The organism is Pseudomonas sp. RIT411, assembly GCF_003057735.2.
Classification (GTDB): domain Bacteria; phylum Pseudomonadota; class Gammaproteobacteria; order Pseudomonadales; family Pseudomonadaceae; genus Chryseomonas; species Chryseomonas oryzihabitans.
Genome location: NZ_QBIZ02000002.1, coordinates 238,871 through 261,161, shown reverse-complemented (window position 1 = coordinate 261,161; position 22,291 = coordinate 238,871). Strand labels below are relative to the sequence as shown.

The window sequence follows — 22,291 nt, the reverse complement described above, 5'->3', positions numbered from 1 at the left end:
ATCAGACTCCTTTGCCGATCATGGGCAGATTCAGGCCCTGCTCGCGGGCGCAGTCGATGGCGATGTCATAGCCGGCGTCGGCGTGGCGCATCACCCCGGTGGCCGGGTCATTGTGCAGCACTCGGGCGATACGGGCGGCGGCGGCGTCGGTGCCGTCGCAGACGATGACCATCCCGGAATGCTGGGAGAAGCCCATCCCTACCCCGCCGCCGTGGTGCAGCGAGACCCAGGTGGCGCCGCTGGCGGTGTTGAGCAGGGCGTTCAGCAGTGGCCAGTCGGAGACGGCATCGGAGCCGTCCTGCATGGCCTCGGTCTCGCGGTTGGGGCTGGATACCGAGCCGCTGTCCAGGTGATCACGCCCGATGACGATGGGCGCCTTGAGTTCGCCGCTGCGCACCATCTCGTTGAAGGCCAGCCCCAGCTTGGCACGCAAGCCCAGGCCGACCCAGCAGATGCGCGCCGGCAAGCCCTGGAAGGCGATGCGCTCGCGGGCCATGTCCAGCCAGCGGTGCAGGTGGGCGTCATCGGGGATCAGTTCCTTGACCTTGGCGTCGGTGCGATGGATGTCCTCGGCATCGCCCGACAGCGCGGCCCAGCGGAACGGACCGATGCCGCGGCAGAACAGCGGACGGATATAGGCCGGCACGAAACCCGGGAAGGCGAAGGCATCGGCGACGCCGGCTTCCTGGGCCATCTGGCGGATGTTGTTGCCGTAGTCGAAGGTGGGGACGCCCATCTGCTGGAAGTCGAGCATGGCCTGGACGTGCACTGCCATCGACTGCTTGGCCGCGGCGACCACGGCAGCCGGATCGGTCTGGGCGCGATCACGATACTGCTCCCAGCTCCAACCGGCCGGCAGGTAGCCATTGAGCGGATCGTGGGCGCTGGTCTGGTCGGTGACCATATCCGGGCGCACGCCGCGGCGGACCAGTTCCGGCAGGATTTCGGCGGCGTTGCCCAGCAGGGCGACGGACACCGCGGCACCGGCGGCGGTGTGCCGGGCGATGCGTGCCAGGGCGTCGTCCAGGTCGCTGGCCTGTTCGTCCACATAGCGGGTCTTGAGGCGGAAATCGATACGGCTCTGCTGGCACTCGATGTTCAGCGAACAGGCGCCGGCCAGGGTCGCGGCCAGGGGCTGGGCGCCGCCCATGCCGCCGAGGCCGGCGGTCAGCACCCAGCGACCACGCAGGTCACCCTGGTAGTGCTGGCGCCCGGCCTCGACAAAGGTCTCGTAGGTGCCCTGGACGATGCCCTGGCTGCCGATATAGATCCAGCTGCCGGCGGTCATCTGGCCGTACATGGCCAGGCCCTTGGCATCCAGTTCGTTGAAGTGCTCCCAGCTGGCCCAGTGCGGCACCAGGTTGGAGTTGGCGATCAGCACCCGCGGGGCGTCGGCGTGGGTCTTGAACACCCCGACCGGCTTGCCCGATTGCACCAGCAGGGTTTCGTCGTCACCCAGCGCCTTGAGGCTCTCGACGATCCTGTCGTAACACTCCCAGTTGCGCGCCGCACGGCCGATGCCGCCGTAGACCACCAGCTCCTGGGGGTTTTCCGCGACCTCGGGATCGAGATTGTTCATCAGCATGCGCAGCGGCGCCTCGGTCAGCCAGCTCTTGGCATTGAGCTGGGTGCCGCGGGGGGCGCGAATCTCACCTTCACGAAAGCGGGTCATGGGGTCTTCCTCTCTTGTTGTTCGCGGCAGGCCCTAGAGGTCCAGTGCCAGGGTATGGATCAGCCGCGCCGCGACCCGGGCCGTGCGGCCGTCCTGGTCGAGCGCGGGATTGAGTTCGGCCACGTCGGCCAGGCGCAACTTGCCGCTGGCCTTGAGCCGACGGATCAGCGGTTCCAACAGGGCGAGGCTGACGCCATGGGCGGCAGGCGCGCTGACCCCGGGCGCCTCGCCCGCGGGCAGCACATCCAGGTCGAAGGTGAGATAGAGGGCATCGCAGCCGGCGGCGAAGGCGTCCAGCTCGGCGCCGATGCGCTCCAGGCTGCCCTCGCGAATCTCGTGGTCTTCGCGGATCAACACATCCAGCTCGGCGGCATGCCTGAGCAGGGTGCGGGTATTAGCGGCCAGGCTCAGGCCCAGGCAGGCATAGCGAAAGGGCCAGTCGTGGCGGGCACAATGAGCGGCGATCTGGGCGAAGGGCGTACCTGAGGTGGGTCCCCGCGTCGGATCGCGCAGGTCCAGGTGGGCATCGAAATTGACGATACCGATGCGCGGCTTGGGCAGCGTCTTGGCCAGGTGCAGCGCCAGGCCCGACCAGCTGGCCCAGGCCACCTCGTGACCGCCGCCCAGCACCAGCGGCAGATGACCGCCGTCCAGCAGACCGCGCACGGCCCCGGCCAGGCGCGTCTGAGCGCCTTCCAGATCACAATCGGCGCAGCGGATATCACCGGCATCATAGGCTGGGCCCTGACGCTGCCAGGCCACGTTGGCCAGGGCCCGCCGCAGGGCGACGGGACCCTCGGCAGCGCCGGTGCGACCCTGGTTGCGCCGCACTCCCTCGTCGCAGGCGAAACCCAGCAGCGCCATACCCGGCGCGCTGTCCACGGCCAGCGGCTGGATGCACTGGTGCCAGCGCAAGGCGTCGGCTTCCGGATCGGTACGACCGGTCCAGCATTCCAGGGTCTGGCGATCAGCGAACATGCTGCACCTCCCCGGCGAAGACGCGCTGACGCAGGCGCCCCGGACGCACCTCATAGGCCAGCTCGGCCGGCTGACCGACGTCCCACAGGCAGAGATCCGCCGGGGCACCCACCTGGATACGGCCAAGCTCCGGACGCCCCAGGGCCTGGGCCGCATGGGCGGTCATGCCGGCCAGGGCTTCGCGGGGGGTCAGGCGAAACAGGGTGCAGCCCAGGTTCGCGATCAGGGTCGGCAGATAGAGCGGCGAGGTGCCGGGGTTGGCGTCACTGGCCAGGGCCATGGGCACCCCGTACCGACGGAGCAATTCCACCGGCGGATGCTGGTTTTCGCTCAGCATCAGGAAGGCACCGGGCAAGAGCACGGCGACGGTACCGGCGGCGGCCAGGGCACGCACCCCGGCTTCGTCGAGATACTCCACGTGATCCGCCGACAGCGCGCCCAGCCGAGCGGCCAGAGCGCTGCCACCCAGGTTGGACAGCTGCTCGGCATGGGCCTTGATCGGCAGACCGTGCTCGCGCGCCGCCAGGAATACCCGCTCACACTGGGCCGGCGAAAAGGCGATGCCCTCGCAGAAGACGTCCACCGCATCGGCCAGGCCCTCGGCCACCGCGGCCGGGATCATCTCCCGACAGACCAGATCGACGTAGCCCTCGGCATCGCCCTGGAATTCCGGGGGTACGGCATGGGCGCCCAGCAGCGTGGTGATCACCCGTACCGGCAGCGCCTCACCCAGACGCCGAGCGACCCGCAATAGCTTGAGTTCGTCGGCCACGGTCAGGCCATAGCCGGACTTGATCTCCACGGTGGTGACGCCCTCGTCGATCAGCGCCTGCAAGCGCGGTCGGGCAACGACGAAGAGCTCCGCCTCGCTGGCCGCCCGCGTCGCGCGCACCGTGCCGAGGATGCCACCACCGGCCCGGGCGATCTCGGCATAGCTCGTCCCTTCCAGCCGCTGCTCGAATTCCCCGGCACGCTGGCCGGCATGGACCAGATGGGTATGGCAATCCACCAGCCCGGGCGTCAGCACCCCGCCCTCCCTGGCCAGTTCGGCCCCCTCGCCCTGCGCGGCCTGGAAGTCGGCTTCCGGCCAGAGTCCGACAATGCGGCCAGCCTCCACCCTCACGGCCATGGGCGTGGGCCAGGTCTGGAGGCCATCGAACAGGGTGACATGGCGCCAGAGCAGCGCTTGGGTAGCGACGGACATGGTGACCTCTCCGGTTAATGTATATACATTTAATCTAGAGTAGATCCCTCGTCAAGCATATGGAGTTGCTCCCTACCTGTGGCGCACGCAGAATGCTGATAGCGATGCTACGGAAGCTCAGCACCAGAGAAAGGCGATACTCATTTTGTATAGACAATAAGAAATAGCGGAGACGCAAGAGTGGTCGCCCGTTGCCACGACCCAGCGAAGGCCGGCCTAACTAGGGTTCTATCTTGAAAATAACCACGGTCAGCGTCGCCTCTACTTCTACAAGCAGGTGCGACAGCTGATGGCGATCTTGCCCGGACTGATAGAGCTGCCTGCTCGAACACCCCCTCTCCCCGCGGGAGAGGGTTGGGGTGAGGGCGAACTTAGCCACGCAGTCCCAGTGGAAAAGGCTGCGCCGTTTTCCACGCTACAGCACTGCAGGTAGGCGTTTCGGAGACAGAGCTGAACGCCTGCTCGAACACCCCTTCTCCCCGGCGGGAGAGGGCTGGGATGAGGCAACCCTCGCCACGCAGTCCCGGTGGAAAAGGCTGCGCCGTTTTCCACGCTACAGCACTGTAGGTAGGCGTTTCGGAGATAGCGCTGAACGCCTGCTCGGACTCCCCCTCTCCCCGCGGGAGAGGGCTGGGGTGAGGGCAACACTCGCCACGCAGTCCCGGTGGAAAAGGCTGCGCCGTTTTCCACGCTACAGCGCTGGAGGCAGGTGTTTCATAGCTGGAATGCTTGCCAAGCCAAGCACGCTACAGCGGCGTCACCGTCACCTCGACCACCGGATCGTGGTCGCCGCCGCCGAGGATCACCCCGCGTAGCGGCGAGACGTCGGTGAAGTCGCGGCCCCAGGCCAGGGTGATGTGCTCCAGATCCGGCAGGACATCGTTGGTGGGATCGAAGTCGACCCAGCCCAGCAGCGGGCAATGCACGCTGACCCAGGCGTGGGAGGCGTCGGCACCGATCAGCCGCGGCTTGCCCGGCGGCGGCCGGGTCAGCAGATAGCCACTGACATAGCGCGCCACCAGCCCCAGGGCGCGCAGGCAGGCCAGCATCAGGTGGGCGAAGTCCTGGCAGACGCCATGGCGATGCTCCAGCACCTCGCGCAGCGGCGTCGCCACCTGGGTGGCGGTGGCGTCGAAGCGGAATTCGCGGTGGATCTTTTCCATCAGCGCCCGGCAGCCCAGCAGCAGGGGGCGGCCCACTGGGAAGCAGTCCTCGGCGAAGCGGGCGAAGATGCCATCCACGGGCACCGCCGGGGATTCGAAGCGGAAGTGATGGACGTCCAGCGGCACCCGGGCGGCGGGATAGCGCAGGCCATCGCGCACCTGTTCCCAGGGGGGCGAATCCGCCAGCCCGAGACCGGCGCGGGAGTCCACTTCCACCTCCAGCTCGGTACCGACATAGAGTTCGTCGTGGGGCCGCTCGAAGGACAGCCGGGTCAGCGGATTGCCGAAGGCGTCCCAGGCGTCCTGGCGCTGGGTCGGCTGCGGCAGGATCACCAGTTGCCGGGACAGGCAGCGCTGCCAGGCGCAGTCGCGTGGCAACAGGTGCAGCAGCTGCTGCGACAGCGATACCGGCGCCTCGTAGCGATAGTGGGTGTCGTGCTGGATGCGATAGCGAACCTGATTCATCACATGGATACCGTGCGCTGACTGACGGCGTCGACATGGGCGAAGCAGCGATAGATGACCCGTTCGGACAGCTGGCTGCTGGCCTCGGCGATCTGTCGCAGCAGGCGCGCCAGGCCCTGCTGCACCTCGACCCGGCCGGCGTCGCCGAACAGGGTGTTCTCCAGGGTGCCGAGGTCGAAGCGGCGCAGGCGGTCGTAGGTATCGTGCAATGCCGGATCGCGGGGCAGGCCGTAATAGCGCTCCAGGTGCTCCACCGCGTTGATCAGCGCATGCAGCTGGAAGCGGATCGAATAGGGGTTGTGCTCGTGCAGCATCAGCAGGTCCAGCACCGGGATCAGCTGGGGCGCCGCCTGGTAGCGCGAACGATAGGTGATGATGCTGTTGCCCAGCTCCAGCAGCCATTCCAGGCCCGCCGCATCCCAAGTGGCGCCGCCTTCGAGGAAGTGCGCCAGGCTGCCGGCGAGGAATTGCACCCGTTCGATGCGCCGGCCGATCATCAGAAAGCGCCAGCTCTCGTCGTGGGTCATGTCGTCGAAGGTGAAGCCGGCCACCGCAGCCAGCGCCATCACCAGGCGGTTGAGACTCTGCAGCGCCTCGCCCGGCTCGCTGCCGACCTGACCCAGGCCATGGGCCTCGCGCTCCACCTCGCGGATGGCACGCCAGTTCTCCGGCGACAGCCGGCCGCGGACCTGGGCCGCGGCCCAGTGCAGCCGTTGCAGATTGGCGCCCAGGCCGCTGGGAAAGTCGCCCGGCCCCAGGGCGGCATGCAGCTGCTCCGCCAACCGGCCACCCGCGGGCAGCAATTCCAGGGCCGTGGCCAGATCGATGGCCGACTGCACCGCCGGCCCGCCGTCGTCGGCGTCCAGGTAGCGACTCAGGACGATCCGCAGCAGGCGCGCGGCATCCTCGCAGCGCTCGCTGTAGCGACCGTACCAGAACAGATTCTCGGCGGTGCGCGAGGGCAGGAAGGGGTCCTTGCGCACCAGGTCGCGCACCCCCAGCACCCGCGCCCCGGGTACCTCGGCGGCGCCGCGACTGCCGCCCAGCACCCAGGTGTCCTTGCTCGACCCGCCGCGCTGCATGGACACCACCGCGGCGCCTTCATGAGCGACCCGGGTCAGCCCACCGGGCATCACCCAGTAGCCGTCTTCGCTGGCCACCGCATAGACGCGCATGCCGATGGCCCGCGACTGCAGACTGCTGCCCTGCCAGACCGGCGCCTGGGACAGCTGGATGCGTTCCTGGGCCACATAGGCGTGGGGCGTGGCCAGGATGCGCGCGCGCAGTTCGGCCAGCCCCGCGGCATCCAGGGCCTTGCCGAACACCGGCTCGAAGCCCTGGGCCGGATAGGCCGGCTTGATCACCAGCTCCGCCAGCCTCGCCAGGGCCGCTTCGCGCACCGGCGTCTCCCCGCACCACCAGGTGGCGACGGAAGGCAGTGCCAGGGTCTCGCCCAGCAGGGCCTGGCAGACCCCAGGCAGAAAGCCCAGCAGGCCGGGCGACTCCAGCAAGCCGCTGCCCAGGGCATTGGCCATGATGACATTGCCCTGGCGCACCGCTTCCAGCAGACCGGGTACGCCCAGCGCCGAATCGGTGCGCAATTCCAGCGGATCGCAGAAGTCGTCGTCCAGCCGGCGGAACACCGCATGGACGCGCCTCAGCCCGCTCAGGGTCTTGAGATAGAGGCAGGCGTCGCGCACCGTGAGGTCCTGGCCTTCCACCAGCGGAAAGCCCAGTTGCCGCGCCTGGTAGAGGTGCTCGAAGTAGGTCTCGTTGTAGCGCCCCGGCGTCAGCAGCACCGCCAGCGGCGCCTCCTCGCCGGTGTCCAGGCCCGTGCTCAGGGTGCGCTGCAGCGCCTGGAAGTAGCCATTGAGCGGCTGGACCTGCAGATCGCGGTGCAACTCGGGAAAGGCCCGCGCCACGATGTGGCGATTCTCCAGGGCATAGCCGGCGCCGGACGGCGCCTGGGTGCGATCGGCCAGCACCCACCAGCGGCCATCAGGCGCCCGCGCCAGATCCACCGCATAGACGTGCAGCCAGGTATCGCCCGGCGGACGCAACCCCTGGCAGGCCCAGAGAAAGTTGTTGTGCCCGAACACCAGCTCCGGCGGCAGCAGCCGCTCGTGCAGCAGGCGCTGTTCGCCATAGAGATCGCCCAGCACCCGATTCAGCAAGCGCGCCCGCTGCGCCACGCCGGCGGCCAGGGGCGCCCACTCCTCCGCCGAGATCAGCTGGGGCAGCAGGTCCAGCGCCCAGGGCCGATCGCTGCCCTTGGGATCGGCGTAGACGTTGTAGGTCACGCCGTTTTCCTGGATCTGCCGGGCGATCAGGGCCTGGCGCTGATCGAGCTGGGCGGGTCGCAGCCCGGCCAGGTGCCCGTAGAAGCGCCGCCAGGGCGGCCGCACGCCGCCCCGCGGACTCCAGAGTTCGTGGTAGCTGCCGGTCATGTCGCTGGCATTGCGGGAAGCGTTCGGGGGCATGGTCAAGGGACGGCTGACAGGGTACGGAAGCGGATTCGGACGGCGCGCAGCGGCGGGGGCGCCGCAACGCCCGCGCCCGTCTCGATGGTCACTAGGGTAGTGGTGTGGCTCGGGATGCGCCACCGCAAACACGGGCCACCGCGGCCAGCGGAGCGTCAGCGGGTGCCGGGACCGATCCCAGAGCCCTCGCCGGTCGTCCCAGGCGACGAACAACCTGGAACTCCAGGGTCTGGCCGCTCTACTAATTCGCTAGCAAGACGCCAGCGCTCCGCCGGCGTCCGACGCGGCCGCTCTCGCCAGGTATCAGCCCCCATGCGCAATTTTCTCGGAAGCTACAGTTCCAATCGTCAGCAACGCAACGCCCTGCGCGCCCTGCCCGTCCAGCGCAAGGTCGCCAACTGCACCTGCGGCCAGGCCATCTTCTTTCCCAACAGCGAATGCCTGGCCTGTGGCAACGCCCTGGGCTACGCCCCGGACCAGGGTACGCCGACGGCGCTGCTGCCGGGCGAAGGCGGTCTCTGGCAGTTGCCCGAGGCCGGCAGCGGCCTCTATCGCCGTTGCGCCAACCTGGACACGCCGGCCGCCTGCAACTGGCTGGTGCCGGCCGATTCCGGCAACGAATTCTGCGTCGCCTGCCAGCTCAATCACACCATTCCGGATCTGTCCTTCGAGGGCAACGGCGAGCGCTGGCGCAAGCTGGAGCTGGCCAAGCGGCAACTGGTCGCCCAGCTGCTGGGCCTGGGGCTGCAGGTGATCCCCCAGACCGTGGATGCCGAGCACGGACTCGCCTTCGACTTCCTCGCCCCCGACGCCACCGGCACCCCCACCACCGGGCATGCCAATGGCCTCATCACCCTGAACATCCTCGAAGCGGACGATGCCCACCGGGAAAAGGTCCGCGCCGACATGCACGAACCCTATCGCACCCTGCTCGGCCATTTCCGCCACGAGGTCGGGCATTACTACTTCGATCGTCTGGTCGCCGGGACCGACTGGGAAGAGCCCTTCCGCGCCCTCTTCGGCGACGAGCGCGCCGACTATGGCGAAGCCCTGCAGCGCCACTATGAACAGGGCGCACCGGCCGGCTGGGAAAGCCAGTACGTCAGCGCCTACGCCACCATGCACCCCTGGGAGGACTGGGCGGAGACCTGGGCGCACTACCTGCACATGATGGATACCCTGGCCACCGCCGCCAGCCTGGGCATGAACGCCGGCAGCCTGCAGCTGGACTTCCAGCCCTTTACCCGCGAGGCGCTGTACGAGGCGGAAGACCGCAGCGACGACGAATTCCTCGGCTTCGCCAATGCCTGGATCGAACTGGCGGCCATGCTCAACGAATTGTCCCGCAGCATGGGCCAGCCGGACTTCTATCCCTTCGCCCTGCCCGCCCCGGTGATCGCCAAGCTGCACTTCATCCACAAGGTCATCCATTCGGCCCAGCCCAGCCTGCTGGAACGGGGCCTCGCCGCGGACGACACGGCAGCCGGCGCCACCCTGGGCGCGACCCTGTGATCCTCGTCCTGCTCAGCCGAGCAGGACGATGCCCCAGACCACGGCGATGATGATCATGGCCACGAACTGCGCGGCACTGCCAAGGTCCTTGGCGTTCTTCGACAGTTCGTGCCAGTCCAGGGAAATGCGATCCACCACCGCCTCGATGGCGGCGTTGAACAATTCGACCACCAGCGACAGCAGGCAGACCGCCACCAGCAGCGCCCGCTCGCCGCGACTCACGTCCAGCCAGAAGGCCAGGGGCACCAGCACCACGTTGAGCAGCACCAGCGAACGAAAGGCCGCTTCCTGGCGAAAGGCCGTGCGCAGGCCGGCCAGGGAATAGCCGGTGGCGTTGATGACCCGGCGCAGACCGGTCTTGCCTTTGTAGGGAGAGATCACGAAAAAAGCTCCATCCAGCAGGGGCGAACCGCCGCCGCGCGTGGACGGCAGGTGCGGAAAATTGGAAAGCGGGCAGTCACGCCCACGCCGGGCGCCGCTGCCAGCGGACATCAGCCGGACGTGCTCTCCAGCTGCTGCAGCAGCAGGGCCGCCTGGGTGCGGGTGCGGACGCCGAGTTTACGAAAGATGGCCGTGGCATGGGCCTTGACCGTGGCTTCGGAGACATTCAGCTCGAAGGCGATCTGCTTGTTGAGCAGCCCCTCGCAGAGCATGGTGAGCACCCGGAATTGCTGCGGCGTGAGACTGGCGAGGCCGGCACTGGCGGCCTTGGCCTCCTCGCTCAGGGCGGCGGCGCCTTCCACCTGCGGTGGCCACCAGGTATCGCCATCCAGCACCTGACTGACCGCCTGTTGCAGGGTGCTCAGATCGCTGGACTTGGGAATGAAGCCACTGGCGCCAAATTCCCGGGCGCGCTGCACCACCGCCGGTTCTTCCTGGGCCGAGATCATCACCACCGGCACCTGGGGATACTGGCCGCGCAAGAGGACCAGTCCGGAAAAGCCATAGGCGCCGGGCATGTTGAGATCGAGCAGGACCAGATCCCAGTCGGTGCGCTCGGCCAGGCAGGCCTGGAGTTCGGCGATGTCGGCCACCTCGGTGAGCCGCGCCTGGGCACCCAGACCCAGGGTCAGGGCCTGCTGCAGCGCGCTGCGAAACAGCGGATGATCGTCGGCGATCAGGATCTGGTAGGCAGCCGCCATGGTGTAGCTTTCCTTGTTGTCGTGAGCGCCCCCATCGACCAGGAAGCTGGCGCACGGGCTGCACGCAAGCATGCCGAACGGCGCGGACGGGAGCAAGGCCGGGTGGCTCGCCGACGGTAGGCAAGGCCCTGCGGTTTGCGGCACAGTTGCCGTTTTGCCCAAGAGATGCCCCATGCCCAGCGCCGCCCTGCGTGCCGATCTGCTCATGCTGCTCACCGCCCTCATCTGGGGCAGCGCCTTCGTCGCCCAGACCGGCGGCATGGAGCACATCGGTCCCTTTCTCTACACCGGCCTGAGATTCGCCCTGGGCGCCCTGACCCTGGTCCCGCTGCTGCTGTTCCTGCGCCGCCGCGGCCGCCAGCAGCGCCTGACCCGCGACACCCTCAAGGGCGGCCTGCTGATGGGCCTGGTGCTGACCCTGGGCATCAATCTGCAGCAGGTGGGGCTGCTGTTCACCAGCGTGACCAACTCCGGCTTCATCACCGGTCTCTATGTCATCGTGGTGCCGCTGCTGGGGCTGCTGCTCGGCCAGCGCAGCCACCTGGGCACCTGGATCGGCGCCAGCCTGGCGGTGGTGGGCATGGGGCTGCTGAGCATCGGCGACAACTTCCAGGTGGCCTCGGGCGATCTGCTGCAACTGGCCGGCGCGCTGGCCTGGGGTGTCCATGTCCTGCTGGTGGGTCACTATTCCAGTCGCCATGACGCCACGGTGCTGTCGATCCTGCAATTCGGCGTCTGCGCCGTGCTCAGCCTCGCGCTGGCGCTGGCCTTCGAGCCGATCCAGTCGGCCGGGGTCGTCCTGGCCCTGCCCGAGCTGCTCTATGGCGGGGTGATTGCCGCCGGCATCGGCTACACCTTGCAGGTCTTCGCCCAACGCGGCGCCATCGCCTCCCATGCGGCGGTGATCTTTTCCCTGGAGGCGGTGTTCGCCGCCTTCTTTGGTGCCTGGCTGCTGGGCGAGGCCCTCAGCGGTCGTGGCTATCTGGGTTGCGTCCTGATGTTCGCCGGCATGCTCGCCGCCCAGCTCTGGCCGCGCCAGGCGCCGGTCGAGGTCAAGCCGGTCAACTAGCGCGCAGGGTCTTCAGTTGCTGGCTGGCCGGGCTGTCCGCCGCCAGCGGCAGGTGATGCTTGGCATCCAGGTAGCGCTCGCTGAAGACATCCAGATAGGCCTCCAGCAGGCGTCCGGCCGGTGCCTCACCGGCCAGTTCCAGGCACAGGGCGGCGACCTCGGCGGTGCACAGGTGCTCGCCGCGGGTGGAGCGCCGCAACCGGTAGCGCGACAGCGCATTGGGCTGAAAGCTCAGCACCGGCAGGTGGTCCAGATAGGGACTCTTGCGAAACATCTTGCGCGCCTCGGTCCAGGTGGCATCCAGCAGCACGAACAGCGGGCGCTGACCGGGGGCCAGCGGCAGGCTCTCGACTACCCGCTCGGGCGCGGCGTATTCGCCGGGAAACACCAGCAGCGGCTGCCACTCGGGCTGCGCGAGCAATTCCGGCAGCGCCGGATCCACCGCCGTGCGACTCCAGCCGAAGGCGTGGGTATCGGCCACCACATCGGCGATCAGCCAGCCGGTGTTACTCGGCTTGAGCGGCTCGACGTCGTGCATCAGCAGGCACATGCCGGCCTGGGTCTGGCGCAGGGGACGCAGGTCGCAGAGGCAGTGGCTGGGCGCCAGGCGGCAATTCGGGCAGCGCGCCATGCGCGAGCCACGGGCGATGAAGGGCTTGATGCTGCGCGCCAGGCGCTCCTGGCGCAGACGGGCCACGGCATGCAGAGGGGTGTCGCTGATCGGGGTCATGCCGGGCTCGCGGGCAAAAGCGCAGTTTACCAGAGCGATCGGGATGCCCGCGGCGGCCAGGCAGGTTACCCTGCGCAGACGCCTTGCGAACCCCCGCCCGCGACCACGGTCGAAACGGGCTCCTCTACGCTGGAGAACACGATGCCTCGTTTTGCTTTGCTCGCCCTGACCCTCGCCCTGCCCTTCACCGTCCAGGCGGCCGAGTCGCTCAAGGACCACGAGCTCAACCAGATGCTGCGCAAGGTGGCCACCGAAAGCAGCCAGGGCACGCCCCGCGCCATCAACGAGGACATCCTCGACCGCGGCTACACCGTGCAAGGCAAGCAGCTGATCAACAACCTCAGCGTCCGCCCGGCCCATGCCGCCCGCATGCGCGAGAATCCGGCCACGGTGCGGGTGCAGCTCGCCGAGAGCGTCTGCCAGAACAACGGCTATCGCCAGTTGCTGGCCCGCGGCGCCACCCTGGTCTATGACTTCACCGAATACCAGACCAACAAGCCGGTCATGGTCGAGCGCTTCCAGGCCGCCGACTGCGGCCTGGGCAAGTAAGCGGAGACCGCGGCCATGACCGAGGACAGCGACGACAGCTACCTGGCCCGCCATGTGGAGCCTAGCGCCGCCGACCTCGGTCAGCGCATCGACGAATTGCTGGCGCATGCCCTGCCGGGCGGCAGCCCCAATCTCGGCCTCTACCGCGAGATGCTGGTGACGGTGGTGCGCATGGCGCAGACCAATCCGGCGCGCTGGGACGCCAAGATCATGCTGCAGACGCTCAAGGAGCTGGAGCAGGCCTTCCGCACCCTGGAGCGCTTTCGCCGGCGGCGCAAGGTCACGGTGTTCGGCTCGGCGCGGACCCGCATCGATCACGGCCTCTATACCCTCGCCCGCGAGCTGGGCAGCGCCCTAGCCCGCCGCGACATGATGGTCATCACCGGCGGTGGCGCCGGCATCATGGGCGCCGCCCACGAGGGCGCGGGGCCCGAAGCCAGTCTCGGCTTCAACATCACCCTGCCCTTCGAACAGCGCGCCAATCCGACCATCGAAGGCACGGATCACCTGCTGTCCTTTCACTTCTTCTATGTGCGCAAGCTGTTCTTTTTGAAGGAGGCGGATGCCCTGGTGCTCTGCCCCGGCGGCTTCGGCACCCTGGATGAGACCTTCGAGGTGCTCACCCTGATCCAGACCGGCAAGAGCCCCCTGGTGCCGCTGGTCCTGCTGGACACCCCCGACGGCCATTTCTGGGACGACACCCTGGCCTATCTGCAGCGCAACCTGCTGGAAGAAGGCTACATCCTCCCCGCCGATCTCAAGCTGGTGCGCCTGGTGCGTTCGCCGGAAGCCGCCGCGGCCGAGATCGAGCACTTCTACGGCAACTACCACTCCACCCGCCGGCGTGACGGCCTGCTGCATATCCGTCTCAAGCACGCCGTGACCCCTGCCTGCCTGGAGCAGCTGGCCACGGATTTCGCCGACCTCTGCCGGACCCCGGGCTTCACCCAGCTGGCCCCGGGTGAAGGCGAGGCCGACGAAGCGGAATTCGCCCACCTGACGCGCCTCACCTTCGACTTCCACGGCCGTCACTATGGCCGTCTGCGCGAACTGGTGGACGAACTCAATCGACCAGAGCATTGGGCAGCCACGTAGGTTGGGTTGAGCAAAGCGAAGCCCAACGAATCCAGGCTCTAGGGCCCCTGTTGGGCTTCGACGATGGAGCCGTCTCAACCCAACCTACGAGGTTGGCGTTGAGCGCAGCGAAGCCCAACGATCCTCAACACCAGACCCGAGGTCGGGCTGCAATGTGCTCACCGCGAACCTGCGCGATCGAGGTTGATCGTTGCCATCGCGGCCATGGGCCGCTCCTACAGACGCTGAGTTGACGGTAGGAGCGGCCCATGGCCGCGATGGCTCTGACCGCGATCCCTTTCTGGCAAGCGCACGGGAAATGGCGCCGCCTTTTCCACTCGGCATCACCGCGAAGCGCCCTCACCCCAACCCTCTCCCTGAGGGAGAGGGGTTAGCCGTGCGAGCGTTCGTTTTCCGCAATTAGTCACTCACCGTGGGCGGGATGGATCTACAAGCTGGGTTGAGCACAGCGAAGTCCAGCCCCCCGGGCAGTCCCCATTACCGCCGGCTCAGCACCCGGTTGATCCCGTCCATGGCATAACCTCGGTAGGCCAGGAAGCGGCCCTGCTTGGCGCGCTCCTTGGCGTCGGCCGGCGGTGTACCGAACTTCCGGCGCCACACCTCTTCCAGCTGCGCCTGCCAGTCCACATCCGCTTCGCGCAGGGCCGTTTCCACCTGCTCTCTTTTCAGGCCACGCTGGCCCAGTTCTTCGCGGATCCGCATGGGGCCGTAACCGGAACGGGCACGGCTGGCGATATAGCTCTCCAGATAGCGACTTTCGTCGAGCAGGCCATCCTCGGCCAGGCGATCCAGCACCGGACCGAGCAGGCTTTCCTCGGCCCCGCGCCGCCGCAGTTTGCGCGACAGCTCTTCACGGCCATGCTCGCGACGCGCCAGGAGGTCCATGGCGGCGAAACGGATGGCAGCGGTGGTATCCAGTGGATTGCCCAAGGGTGATCCTCCTTATGCGAAAACCCCCGCACGGGGCGGGGGTCGTCTAGAGCACTGGCCGGCGATCAGAAATCGACGTCAGCGTCTTCTTCAGCGGCCACTTCGGCCTTCTGATTGGTCGGCTGGCTCAGCAGCTTCTCGCGGATCGCCTTGTCCACGGCGCCCTTGATCTCGGGGTTGTCTTCCAGGAACTTGGCGGCGTTGCCCTTGCCCTGGCCGATCTTGCTGCCCTGGTAGCTGTACCAGGCGCCCGACTTCTCGATCAGACCCAGTTGCACGCCCAGATCGATGATCTCGCCGTTCAGATAGATACCCTTGCCGTAGAGGATCTGGAACTCGGCCTGGCGGAACGGCGGTGCCACCTTGTTCTTGACCACCTTGACGCGGGTTTCGCTACCGATCACCTCGTCGCCTTCCTTCACTGCGCCGATGCGGCGGATGTCGAGACGGACCGAGGAGTAGAACTTCAGGGCGTTACCGCCGGTGGTGGTCTCGGGGTTGCCGAACATCACACCGATCTTCATGCGGATCTGGTTGATGAAGATGACCAGACAGTTGGCGTTCTTGATGTTGCCGGTGATCTTGCGCAGCGCCTGGGACATCAGACGCGCCTGCAGACCCACGTGCATGTCACCCATCTCGCCTTCGATCTCGGCCTTGGGCACCAGGGCGGCCACGGAGTCGACGATGATGACGTCGACCGCGTTGGAGCGCACCAGCATGTCGGTGATTTCCAGAGCCTGTTCGCCGGTATCCGGCTGGGACACCAGCAGGTCGTCGACGTTGACGCCCAGCTTGCCAGCATAGTCCGGGTCCAGCGCGTGCTCGGCGTCGACGAAGGCGCAGGTGGCGCCCTGCTTCTGAGCCTGGGCGATGACCGACAGGGTCAGGGTGGTCTTGCCTGAGGACTCGGGACCGTAGATTTCGACGATACGGCCCTTGGGCAGACCGCCGATGCCGAGGGCGATGTCGAGACCCAGGGAGCCGGTGGAAATCGCCGGAATGGCCTGGCGATCGTGATCGCCCATGCGCATCACGGTGCCCTTGCCGAATTGCTTTTCAATCTGTCCCAAGGCCGCGGCCAGGGCACGCTTTTTGTTGTCGTCCATTAGATTCCTCTCGGAGAAAGAAGGGCCAGACGGCCGTGGATACCTGTATAAGTGAACAGTATTAAACCATAGTCGCCCCCCGGTTGCTACACCTGAGGGCCTTTTTCCTCGGTCAGAAACGCCAATAAAACCTCCAGCGCGCGGACCTGGGTCTGCTGGCGGACGGCGGCGCGATCGCCGGCAAAGACCTGCCGTTCAGTGCGCAATTTCTCGCCGTCGCGCCAGGCCAGCCAGACGGTGCCGACCGGCTTGCCCGGCACCGCGCCACCCGGCCCGGCGATCCCGCTCACCGCCACGGCGAAGCGCGCCCCGGCGCGCTGTTGCGCACCCAGCGCCATGGCCGTCACCACCTCTTCGCTGACCGCTCCGACCTGCTCGAACAGGGCCTCGGGCACGTCCAGCTGCAGGGTCTTCTGGCGGTTGGAATAGGTAACGAAGCCGGCCTCGAACCAGGCGGAGCTGCCGGCGATGCGGGTAATGGCTTCGGCGATACCGCCACCGGTGCAGGATTCGGCGGTGGTGACCTGGGCGCCGGCCGCCTGCAGGGCTTCACCGAGGCGTTGGGCCAGGCTGTCGAGGAGGTCCATCGAGAGCTTCCTGTGCAAAGAGACTTAGAAGGTGACCGCGGCAAGCGAGTGGCTGCGGCGACCACTGGTCGGCCTGCACCTTAGACCGGCTTGCCGCCGTGCGTGAGAAAAGATTTACTGAAACCGGTTTCAGGCACCTACAAAAATCTAACAGCGGTACGCCATGAACGATGTCTACCTCCCCGGTCCGCGCGCCACCCGTGCGACCATCGCCGAAGTGGCCGCCGCCGCCGGCGTGTCCAAGGCCAGCGTGTCCCGCTACATCAGCGGTGATCGCCGCCTGCTGTCCGACTCCCTCGCCGCGCGCATCGAGCAGGCCGTGGTCGCCCTCGATTTCCAGCCCAACCAGATGGCCCGCGGCCTCAAGCGCGGTCGCAGTCGCCTGATCGGCATGCTGGTGGCCGACCTGCTCAACCCCTACTCCACCGCGGTCATGCATGGCGTCGAAACCGCCTGCCGCCAGCAGGGCTATTCGCTGCTGATCTGCAATACGGATCAGGACGCCCGCCAGGAGCGCCAGCAACTGGCCGCGCTGCAGTCCTACAGCATCGAAGGCCTGATCGTGAACACCTTCGGCCAGCACGCCGCCGACCTGCGCCAGCTGGGCAGCCGTCTGCCGCTGGTGCTGCTGGACCGCGAACTGCCCGGCGTCGAGGCCGATCTGGTCGGCCTCGATAACCACCAGGCCATCGCCACCGGGGTCGCCCACCTGCAACGCCAGGGCTATCGCGACCTGCTGCTGGTCAGCGAACCCCTGGACGGCACCAGCTCCCGTCGCCAGCGCCTGACGGCCTTCGACACGGCACTGGCCGAACACCCCGGCTGCCGTGGTACCCATTGCGCCCAGGCTGACGATGCCCTGGCGCTGCAGACCGCCCTCGCCACCTTCCTCGCCGCTCCCGGTCCCGGTCCCAAGGCGCTGCTCACCGCCAACGGCGTGGCGACACTGGCCACCACCCTGGCGCTGCAGGCCCTGGGCGAGCCCCTGTTCGAGCGCTTCGGTCTGTTGGCCCTGGATGATCTGGATTGGTTTCCCCTGGTGGGCGGCGGTATCAGCGCCCTGGCCCAACCGACCCATGCCCTGGGCGTGGCCGCCTTCGAGCGCCTGCAGCGGCGTATCGACGGCGATCGCAGCGCTCCGGTGCAGCAGACCTTCGGCGCGGAGTTGCGTATCCGCCAGTCGACTCGCGCCAGAACCTAGGGGCACCTTTCGTCTTTTTGCCCGTCTTTCTTTGAAACCGGTTTCAGGAGAACAACAATGCCACCGGAGATCGCCATCACCACCTCGGCCTTTGGCGCCGACGGGGTCCGAGCCCAGGGTCAGGCCGCCTGGCTCGATCTGATCGCCGCTGCGGGAGCCTCCCATGTGGAGATCCGCGCCGAACTCTTTACCGAGGCCTCCGACTTCGCGGCCCTGGGCGCCGCCATCCGGGCCGCCGGCCTGGGCTGCGTCTATTCCGTCCCCCTGGAGCTCTGGCCCGAGACCGACGCCGCGCTCTCGCCGCGCCTCCCCGCCGCCCTCGCCGAGGCCCGCCTGCTGGGCGCCGACACGCTCAAGGTGTCCCTCGGGCACTATCGCGCCGCAGCCGATCTGGCGGCGCTCGCCCCCCTGCTGACCGACGCGGGCCCTCAACTGCTGGTGGAAAACGACCAGACCGCCCAGGGTGGTCGGATCGAACCGCTGCGCGCCTTCATCCAAGCGGCGCGGGCAGCGCAGCTGCCGGTGGGACTGACCTTCGATGTCGGCAACTGGCGCTGGCAGGACGAAGACCCGCTGCAGGCCGCCCGCCTGCTCGGCCCGGACGTCCGTTACCTGCATTGCAAGGCGGTGCGCCGGCGTGCCGGCGGCCTGCATGCTGTGCCGCCGGAGGCCGCGGACCTGCTGGCCTGGCAGGGGCTGATGACGCACTTCCCCAGCGGCCTGCGGCGGGCCATCGAATTTCCCCTGATGGGTGCGGATCTGCTGGCCGAGACCCGTCGCCAGGTGGCGGCGTTGCGCACCCTGGATGCTCAAGTTCAGGAGGCGCGCCGGCATGGCTGACATCGACATCCTCGCCTTTGGCGAAACCATGACCATGTTCGTCGCCGAGACACCGGGCGAGCTGGCCACGGTCGGCCAGTTCGGCAAGCGCATCGCCGGCGCCGACAACAACGTGGCCATCGGCCTGAGCCGCCTGGGCTTCAAGGTCACCTGGCTGTCGCGGGTCGGCGATGACTCCTTTGGCCGCTTCGTGCGCGCCAGCCTCGAAGCCGAGGGGCTGGACTGCCGCCGCCTCAGGATCGATCCCCGGCACCCCACCGGCTTTCAGCTCAAGTCTCGCGCCACCGATGGCAGCGATCCGGTGGTCGAGTACTTCCGCCGCGGCTCGGCGGCCAGCCACCTCAACATCGAGGAAGACTTCGACCCCAGCCTGCTCCAGGCGCGTCACCTGCATGCCACCGGTATCCCGCCAGCGCTGTCGCCCAGCGCCCGCGCCTTCAGCCGGCACCTGCTGCAGGCCATGCGCGACGCCGGCCGCAGCATCTCCTTCGATCCCAATCTGCGGCCGTCGCTGTGGGACAGCGAAGACCAGATGCGCCGTGAACTCAACGACCTCGCCGCCCTGGCCGACTGGGTGCTGCCCGGCCTGGCCGAGGGCCGCCTGCTGACCGGCTACGACACCCCGGCGGACATCGCCGCCTTCTACCTCGACCGTGGCGCCAAGGCCGTGGCCATCAAGCTCGGCCCCGAGGGCGGCTACTGGCGCACGCCCGACGCCGAGGGCGAGGTCCCCGGTGTGCCCGTGGCCGAAGTGGTCGACACCGTCGGCGCCGGCGATGGCTTCGCCACCGGCTTCGTAAGCGCCCTGCTCGACGGTCTCGACGTCGCTACCGCCGTCGCCCGTGGCAACTGGATCGGCGCCCGCGCCGTGCAGGTGGTCGGCGACATGGAAGGACTGCCCTACCGTCACGAACTACCCTGATCTACACCCCTACAAGAACAATCAAGCAGGTGACCCCATGAACGCCTCTTCTCTCGCTCCACGCCGCTGGTGGTATCTGATGCCGGTGGTCTTCATCACCTACAGCCTGGCCTATCTCGATCGGGCCAACTACGGCTTCGCCGCCGCCTCGGGCATGGCCGACGACCTGGGCATCACCCCGGCGATGTCGTCGCTGCTCGGCGCCCTGTTCTTTCTCGGCTATTTCTTCTTCCAGGTGCCTGGCGCCATCTACGCCGAGAAGCGCAGCGTCAAGCGGCTGATCTTCTGGAGCCTGATCGGCTGGGGCGGCCTGGCGACCCTGACCGGCATGGTGCCCAACGTCACCCTGCTGATCGCCATCCGCTTCCTGCTCGGTGTGGTGGAAGCCGCGGTGATGCCGGCGATGCTGGTCTATCTCTGCCACTGGTTCACCAAGCGCGAGCGCTCCCGGGCCAACACCTTCCTGATCCTCGGCAATCCGGTGACCATCCTCTGGATGTCGGTGGTCTCGGGTTATCTGATCCATGCCCTGGACTGGCGCTGGATGTTCATCATCGAAGGCCTGCCGGCGGTGATCTGGGCCTTTATCTGGTGGCGGATCGCCGACGAGCGCCCCAAGGACGCCAAGTGGCTCGATCAGGCCGAGAAGGCCCGCCTGGAAGAAGCCCTGAAGGCCGAGCAGCAGGGCATGAAGCCGGTCAAGAACTACGCCGAAGCCTTCCGCTCGCCCAAGGTCATCCTGCTGTCGCTGCAGTACTTCTGCTGGAGCATTGGCGTCTATGGCTTCGTCATCTGGCTGCCCTCGATCCTGCGCAAGGGTGCCCAACTGGACATCGTCCAGGCCGGCTGGCTGTCCTCGCTGCCCTACCTCGCCGCCGTGCTGGCCATGGTCGGGGTGTCCTGGGCCTCGGATCGCCTGCAGAATCGCAAGCTGTTCGTCTGGCCGCCGCTGCTGATCGCCGCCCTGGCCTTCCTCGGCTCCTTCGCCCTCGGCACCCAGCACTTCTGGTGGTCCTATGCCCTGCTGGTGGTGGCCGGTGCCTGCATGTACGCCCCCTATGGCCCCTTCTTCGCCATCGTCCCGGAAATCCTCCCCGGCAACGTCGCCGGTGGCGCCATGGCGCTGATCAACAGCATGGGTGCCCTGGGCTCCTTTGCCGGCTCCTACCTGGTGGGCTATCTCAATGGCGTGACCGGCGGTCCCGGGGCGTCCTTCGGCTTCATGGGTGGCGCCCTGCTGGTGGCCGTGGTCCTGACCCTGCTGCTGCGCCAGGAGCCGGTCGCCCGCGCCGCGGCGCTCAAGCCCGCCACCAGTCACTAGAGGAAACGCTGTCCATGAAAAAGAAGGTGATCCACTACAAGGCCCTGTCCCCGGCGCTCACCGCGCGCCTGGAAGAGGCCTTCGACCTGGAATACGTCGACGTCAAGGCGCCGGGCGGCGAAGCCCGGCTGCGCGAGCGTCTGCCCGAGGCCCAGGGCCTGCTCGGCTCCAGCTTCAAGCTGACGCCCGAGTTGCTGGACCTGGCGCCCCGGCTGGAAGCCATCGCCAGCGTCTCGGTCGGCTTCGACAGCTATGACCTGCCCTATCTGCAGCGGCGCGGCATCCTGCTCTGCAACACCCCGGATGTCCTGACCGAAAGCGTGGCCGACGCCGCCTTCGCCCTGCTGCTCGCCACCGCGCGGCGCATCGTCGAGCTGGCCGACTGGGTGCGCGCCGGCCAGTGGCAAGCCAGTCTGGGCGAGGCGCACTTCGGTTGCGACGTCCATGGCAAGACCCTGGGGCTGGTGGGCATGGGCCGCATCGGCCAGGCCATCGCTCGCCGCGCCCACCTGGGTTTCGGCATGCAGGTCAACTACACCGCCCACGCCGCCAAGCCCGAGGTGGACGAGCGCTTCGGCGCGCGCTTCCTGCCGCTGCCCGAGTTGCTGGCGAGCTGCGACTTCCTCTGCGTCACCGTGCCCCTGAGCGAGGAGACCCATCACCTGCTGGGCGCCGCCGAGCTCGCGCGGCTACCGGCCCACGCCATCCTGATCAACGTCTCGCGCGGACCGGTGATCGACGAGGCCGCGTTGATCACGGCCTTGCAGGAAGGCCGCCTGCGCGGCGCCGGCCTGGATGTCTTCGATCAGGAACCCGTGGCAGCGGACTCGCCCCTGCTGCAACTGCCCAACGTGGTGCCTACGCCGCACCTGGGCTCGGCGACCCGGGAGACGCGTGAAGCCATGGCCCACTGCGCGGTGGACAATCTGCTGGCCGCCCTGGGCGGTCAACGACCGGCGAATCTGGTGAATCCCGAGGTCTGGCAGCGGCGCGAGTGAGCCTTGGCCGTCATTTGTGGTCAGACAAGTATCATCCCCACGGAGAATGCCCCATGACCGCCTTCGACGATCCCCAAGCCTTCGTCAACCGCGTGCGCGAGCAGGCCGCCGATGCCGAGCGCAGCGGCGACATCCCGCGCCTGCTGCAGCTGGTCAACGAACTGGCCACCGCCTTCGAGCGCCAGGCCCGCAGCACGGCGGCGGACAATGCCGAGGTAGCGCGTGCCGTCGAGGAATTCGAGCGGCACGAGGGCACCTGATCGGCCTGCCGCTCGTGCAGCCTTTCGCTACCGTGACGGACCCGCGTCCCGAGGTCTAGCGCCA

The 22,291-nt window shown here is 67.8% G+C and carries 21 protein-coding genes; 10 read left to right on the top strand and 11 right to left on the bottom strand.

The annotated features are described in order from the left end of the window. Nucleotide 1: 1 nt before the first annotated feature. From hutU to DBY63_RS03895, 5 genes are all read right to left on the bottom strand, one after another. Nucleotides 2-1,672 carry a urocanate hydratase gene (gene hutU, locus DBY63_RS03915; protein ID WP_108581303.1) on the bottom strand — a complete coding sequence of 557 codons (1,671 nt, stop codon included), beginning with the start codon at nt 1,670-1,672 and terminating at the stop codon, nt 2-4. Between the two features lie 33 nt (nt 1,673-1,705). Then, a complete protein-coding gene (hutG, locus tag DBY63_RS03910) occupies nt 1,706-2,650 on the bottom strand; it encodes a formimidoylglutamase (protein WP_108581302.1) in 945 nt (314 codons plus the stop codon). After that, a complete protein-coding gene (gene hutI, locus DBY63_RS03905; RefSeq protein ID WP_108581301.1) occupies nt 2,640-3,854 on the bottom strand; it encodes an imidazolonepropionase in 1,215 nt (404 codons plus the stop codon). Before hutI ends, hutG begins: the two co-directional genes overlap by 11 nt. A 746-nt stretch (nt 3,855-4,600) precedes the next feature. Then, nucleotides 4,601-5,482 carry a transglutaminase family protein gene (locus DBY63_RS03900; protein WP_077171881.1) on the bottom strand — a complete coding sequence of 294 codons (882 nt, stop codon included), beginning with the start codon at nt 5,480-5,482 and terminating at the stop codon, nt 4,601-4,603. After that, complete coding sequence (locus DBY63_RS03895) at nt 5,482-7,962, bottom strand: circularly permuted type 2 ATP-grasp protein (RefSeq protein WP_108581300.1); 2,481 nt, start codon at nt 7,960-7,962, stop codon at nt 5,482-5,484. Before DBY63_RS03895 ends, DBY63_RS03900 begins: the two co-directional genes overlap by 1 nt. Nucleotides 7,963-8,274: 312 nt before the next feature. Between DBY63_RS03895 and DBY63_RS03890 the strand changes: the two genes are divergently transcribed. After that, the gene (locus DBY63_RS03890; RefSeq protein WP_074583772.1) at nt 8,275-9,474 is read left to right on the top strand and encodes a putative zinc-binding peptidase; all 1,200 of its coding nucleotides are present in this window, start codon (nt 8,275-8,277) and stop codon (nt 9,472-9,474) included. 12 nt (nt 9,475-9,486) lie between these two features. On the opposite strand, the gene DBY63_RS03885 is transcribed toward DBY63_RS03890, so the two are convergent. Further along, nucleotides 9,487-9,855, bottom strand: coding sequence for a diacylglycerol kinase (locus DBY63_RS03885; RefSeq protein ID WP_007159374.1), 369 nt, complete (start codon nt 9,853-9,855; stop codon nt 9,487-9,489). A 110-nt stretch (nt 9,856-9,965) separates the two neighbouring features. Next, a complete protein-coding gene (gene erdR / locus DBY63_RS03880; protein WP_007159375.1) occupies nt 9,966-10,616 on the bottom strand; it encodes a response regulator transcription factor ErdR in 651 nt (216 codons plus the stop codon). Between the two features lie 172 nt (nt 10,617-10,788). On the opposite strand from erdR, the gene DBY63_RS03875 reads away from it, so the two are divergent. Further along, the gene (locus DBY63_RS03875; protein WP_027602598.1) at nt 10,789-11,685 is read left to right on the top strand and encodes a DMT family transporter; all 897 of its coding nucleotides are present in this window, start codon (nt 10,789-10,791) and stop codon (nt 11,683-11,685) included. On the opposite strand, the gene DBY63_RS03870 is transcribed toward DBY63_RS03875, so the two are convergent. Further along, nucleotides 11,678-12,415, bottom strand: a complete 738-nt coding sequence (locus DBY63_RS03870) for a tRNA-uridine aminocarboxypropyltransferase (RefSeq protein WP_007159377.1) — start codon at nt 12,413-12,415, stop codon at nt 11,678-11,680. The genes DBY63_RS03875 and DBY63_RS03870 overlap by 8 nt on opposite strands. Before the next feature lie 141 nt (nt 12,416-12,556). Here DBY63_RS03870 and DBY63_RS03865 point away from each other — a divergent pair, with 141 nt between their 5' ends. Together DBY63_RS03865 and DBY63_RS03860 are read left to right on the top strand one after the other, a co-directional pair. Next, nucleotides 12,557-12,964, top strand: a complete 408-nt coding sequence (locus tag DBY63_RS03865) for a quorum-sensing-regulated virulence factor family protein (protein ID WP_027597050.1) — start codon at nt 12,557-12,559, stop codon at nt 12,962-12,964. Between the two features lie 15 nt (nt 12,965-12,979). Beyond that, nucleotides 12,980-14,059 (top strand): TIGR00730 family Rossman fold protein, encoded by a 1,080-nt coding sequence (locus tag DBY63_RS03860; protein WP_108581299.1) that lies wholly within the window; start codon nt 12,980-12,982, stop codon nt 14,057-14,059. Nucleotides 14,060-14,536: 477 nt separating this feature from the next. On the opposite strand, the gene recX is transcribed toward DBY63_RS03860, so the two are convergent. The 3 genes from recX to DBY63_RS03845 form a co-directional block, all read right to left on the bottom strand. Next, nucleotides 14,537-14,989, bottom strand: coding sequence for a recombination regulator RecX (gene recX, locus DBY63_RS03855; protein ID WP_007159380.1), 453 nt, complete (start codon nt 14,987-14,989; stop codon nt 14,537-14,539). Nucleotides 14,990-15,054: 65 nt separating this feature from the next. Beyond that, the gene (recA, locus tag DBY63_RS03850) at nt 15,055-16,098 is read right to left on the bottom strand and encodes a recombinase RecA (protein WP_007159381.1); all 1,044 of its coding nucleotides are present in this window, start codon (nt 16,096-16,098) and stop codon (nt 15,055-15,057) included. Nucleotides 16,099-16,184: 86 nt separating this feature from the next. Continuing rightward, entirely contained in the window at nt 16,185-16,685 is a 501-nt protein-coding gene (locus DBY63_RS03845) for a CinA family protein (protein ID WP_027597052.1), read from the bottom strand. Nucleotides 16,686-16,848: 163 nt separating this feature from the next. On the opposite strand from DBY63_RS03845, the gene DBY63_RS03840 reads away from it, so the two are divergent. From DBY63_RS03840 to DBY63_RS03815, 6 genes are read left to right on the top strand one after another with little or no spacing between them, the layout of a single operon-like run. After that, the gene (locus DBY63_RS03840) at nt 16,849-17,886 is read left to right on the top strand and encodes a substrate-binding domain-containing protein (protein WP_027597053.1); all 1,038 of its coding nucleotides are present in this window, start codon (nt 16,849-16,851) and stop codon (nt 17,884-17,886) included. A 57-nt stretch (nt 17,887-17,943) separates the two neighbouring features. Then, a complete protein-coding gene (locus DBY63_RS03835) occupies nt 17,944-18,726 on the top strand; it encodes a TIM barrel protein (RefSeq protein WP_108581298.1) in 783 nt (260 codons plus the stop codon). Beyond that, nucleotides 18,719-19,648, top strand: a complete 930-nt coding sequence (locus DBY63_RS03830) for a sugar kinase (protein ID WP_027597055.1) — start codon at nt 18,719-18,721, stop codon at nt 19,646-19,648. Before DBY63_RS03835 ends, DBY63_RS03830 begins: the two co-directional genes overlap by 8 nt. Nucleotides 19,649-19,685: 37 nt before the next feature. Further along, nucleotides 19,686-20,969: an MFS transporter gene (locus DBY63_RS03825; RefSeq protein WP_074583776.1), complete on the top strand. Its 1,284-nt coding sequence runs from the start codon at nt 19,686-19,688 to the stop codon at nt 20,967-20,969. A gap of 14 nt (nt 20,970-20,983) precedes the next feature. Further along, nucleotides 20,984-21,967, top strand: a complete 984-nt coding sequence (locus tag DBY63_RS03820; protein ID WP_108581297.1) for a D-glycerate dehydrogenase — start codon at nt 20,984-20,986, stop codon at nt 21,965-21,967. Between the two features lie 53 nt (nt 21,968-22,020). Beyond that, the gene (locus DBY63_RS03815) at nt 22,021-22,227 is read left to right on the top strand and encodes a hypothetical protein (RefSeq protein WP_007159388.1); all 207 of its coding nucleotides are present in this window, start codon (nt 22,021-22,023) and stop codon (nt 22,225-22,227) included. Nucleotides 22,228-22,291: the final 64 nt, after the last annotated feature.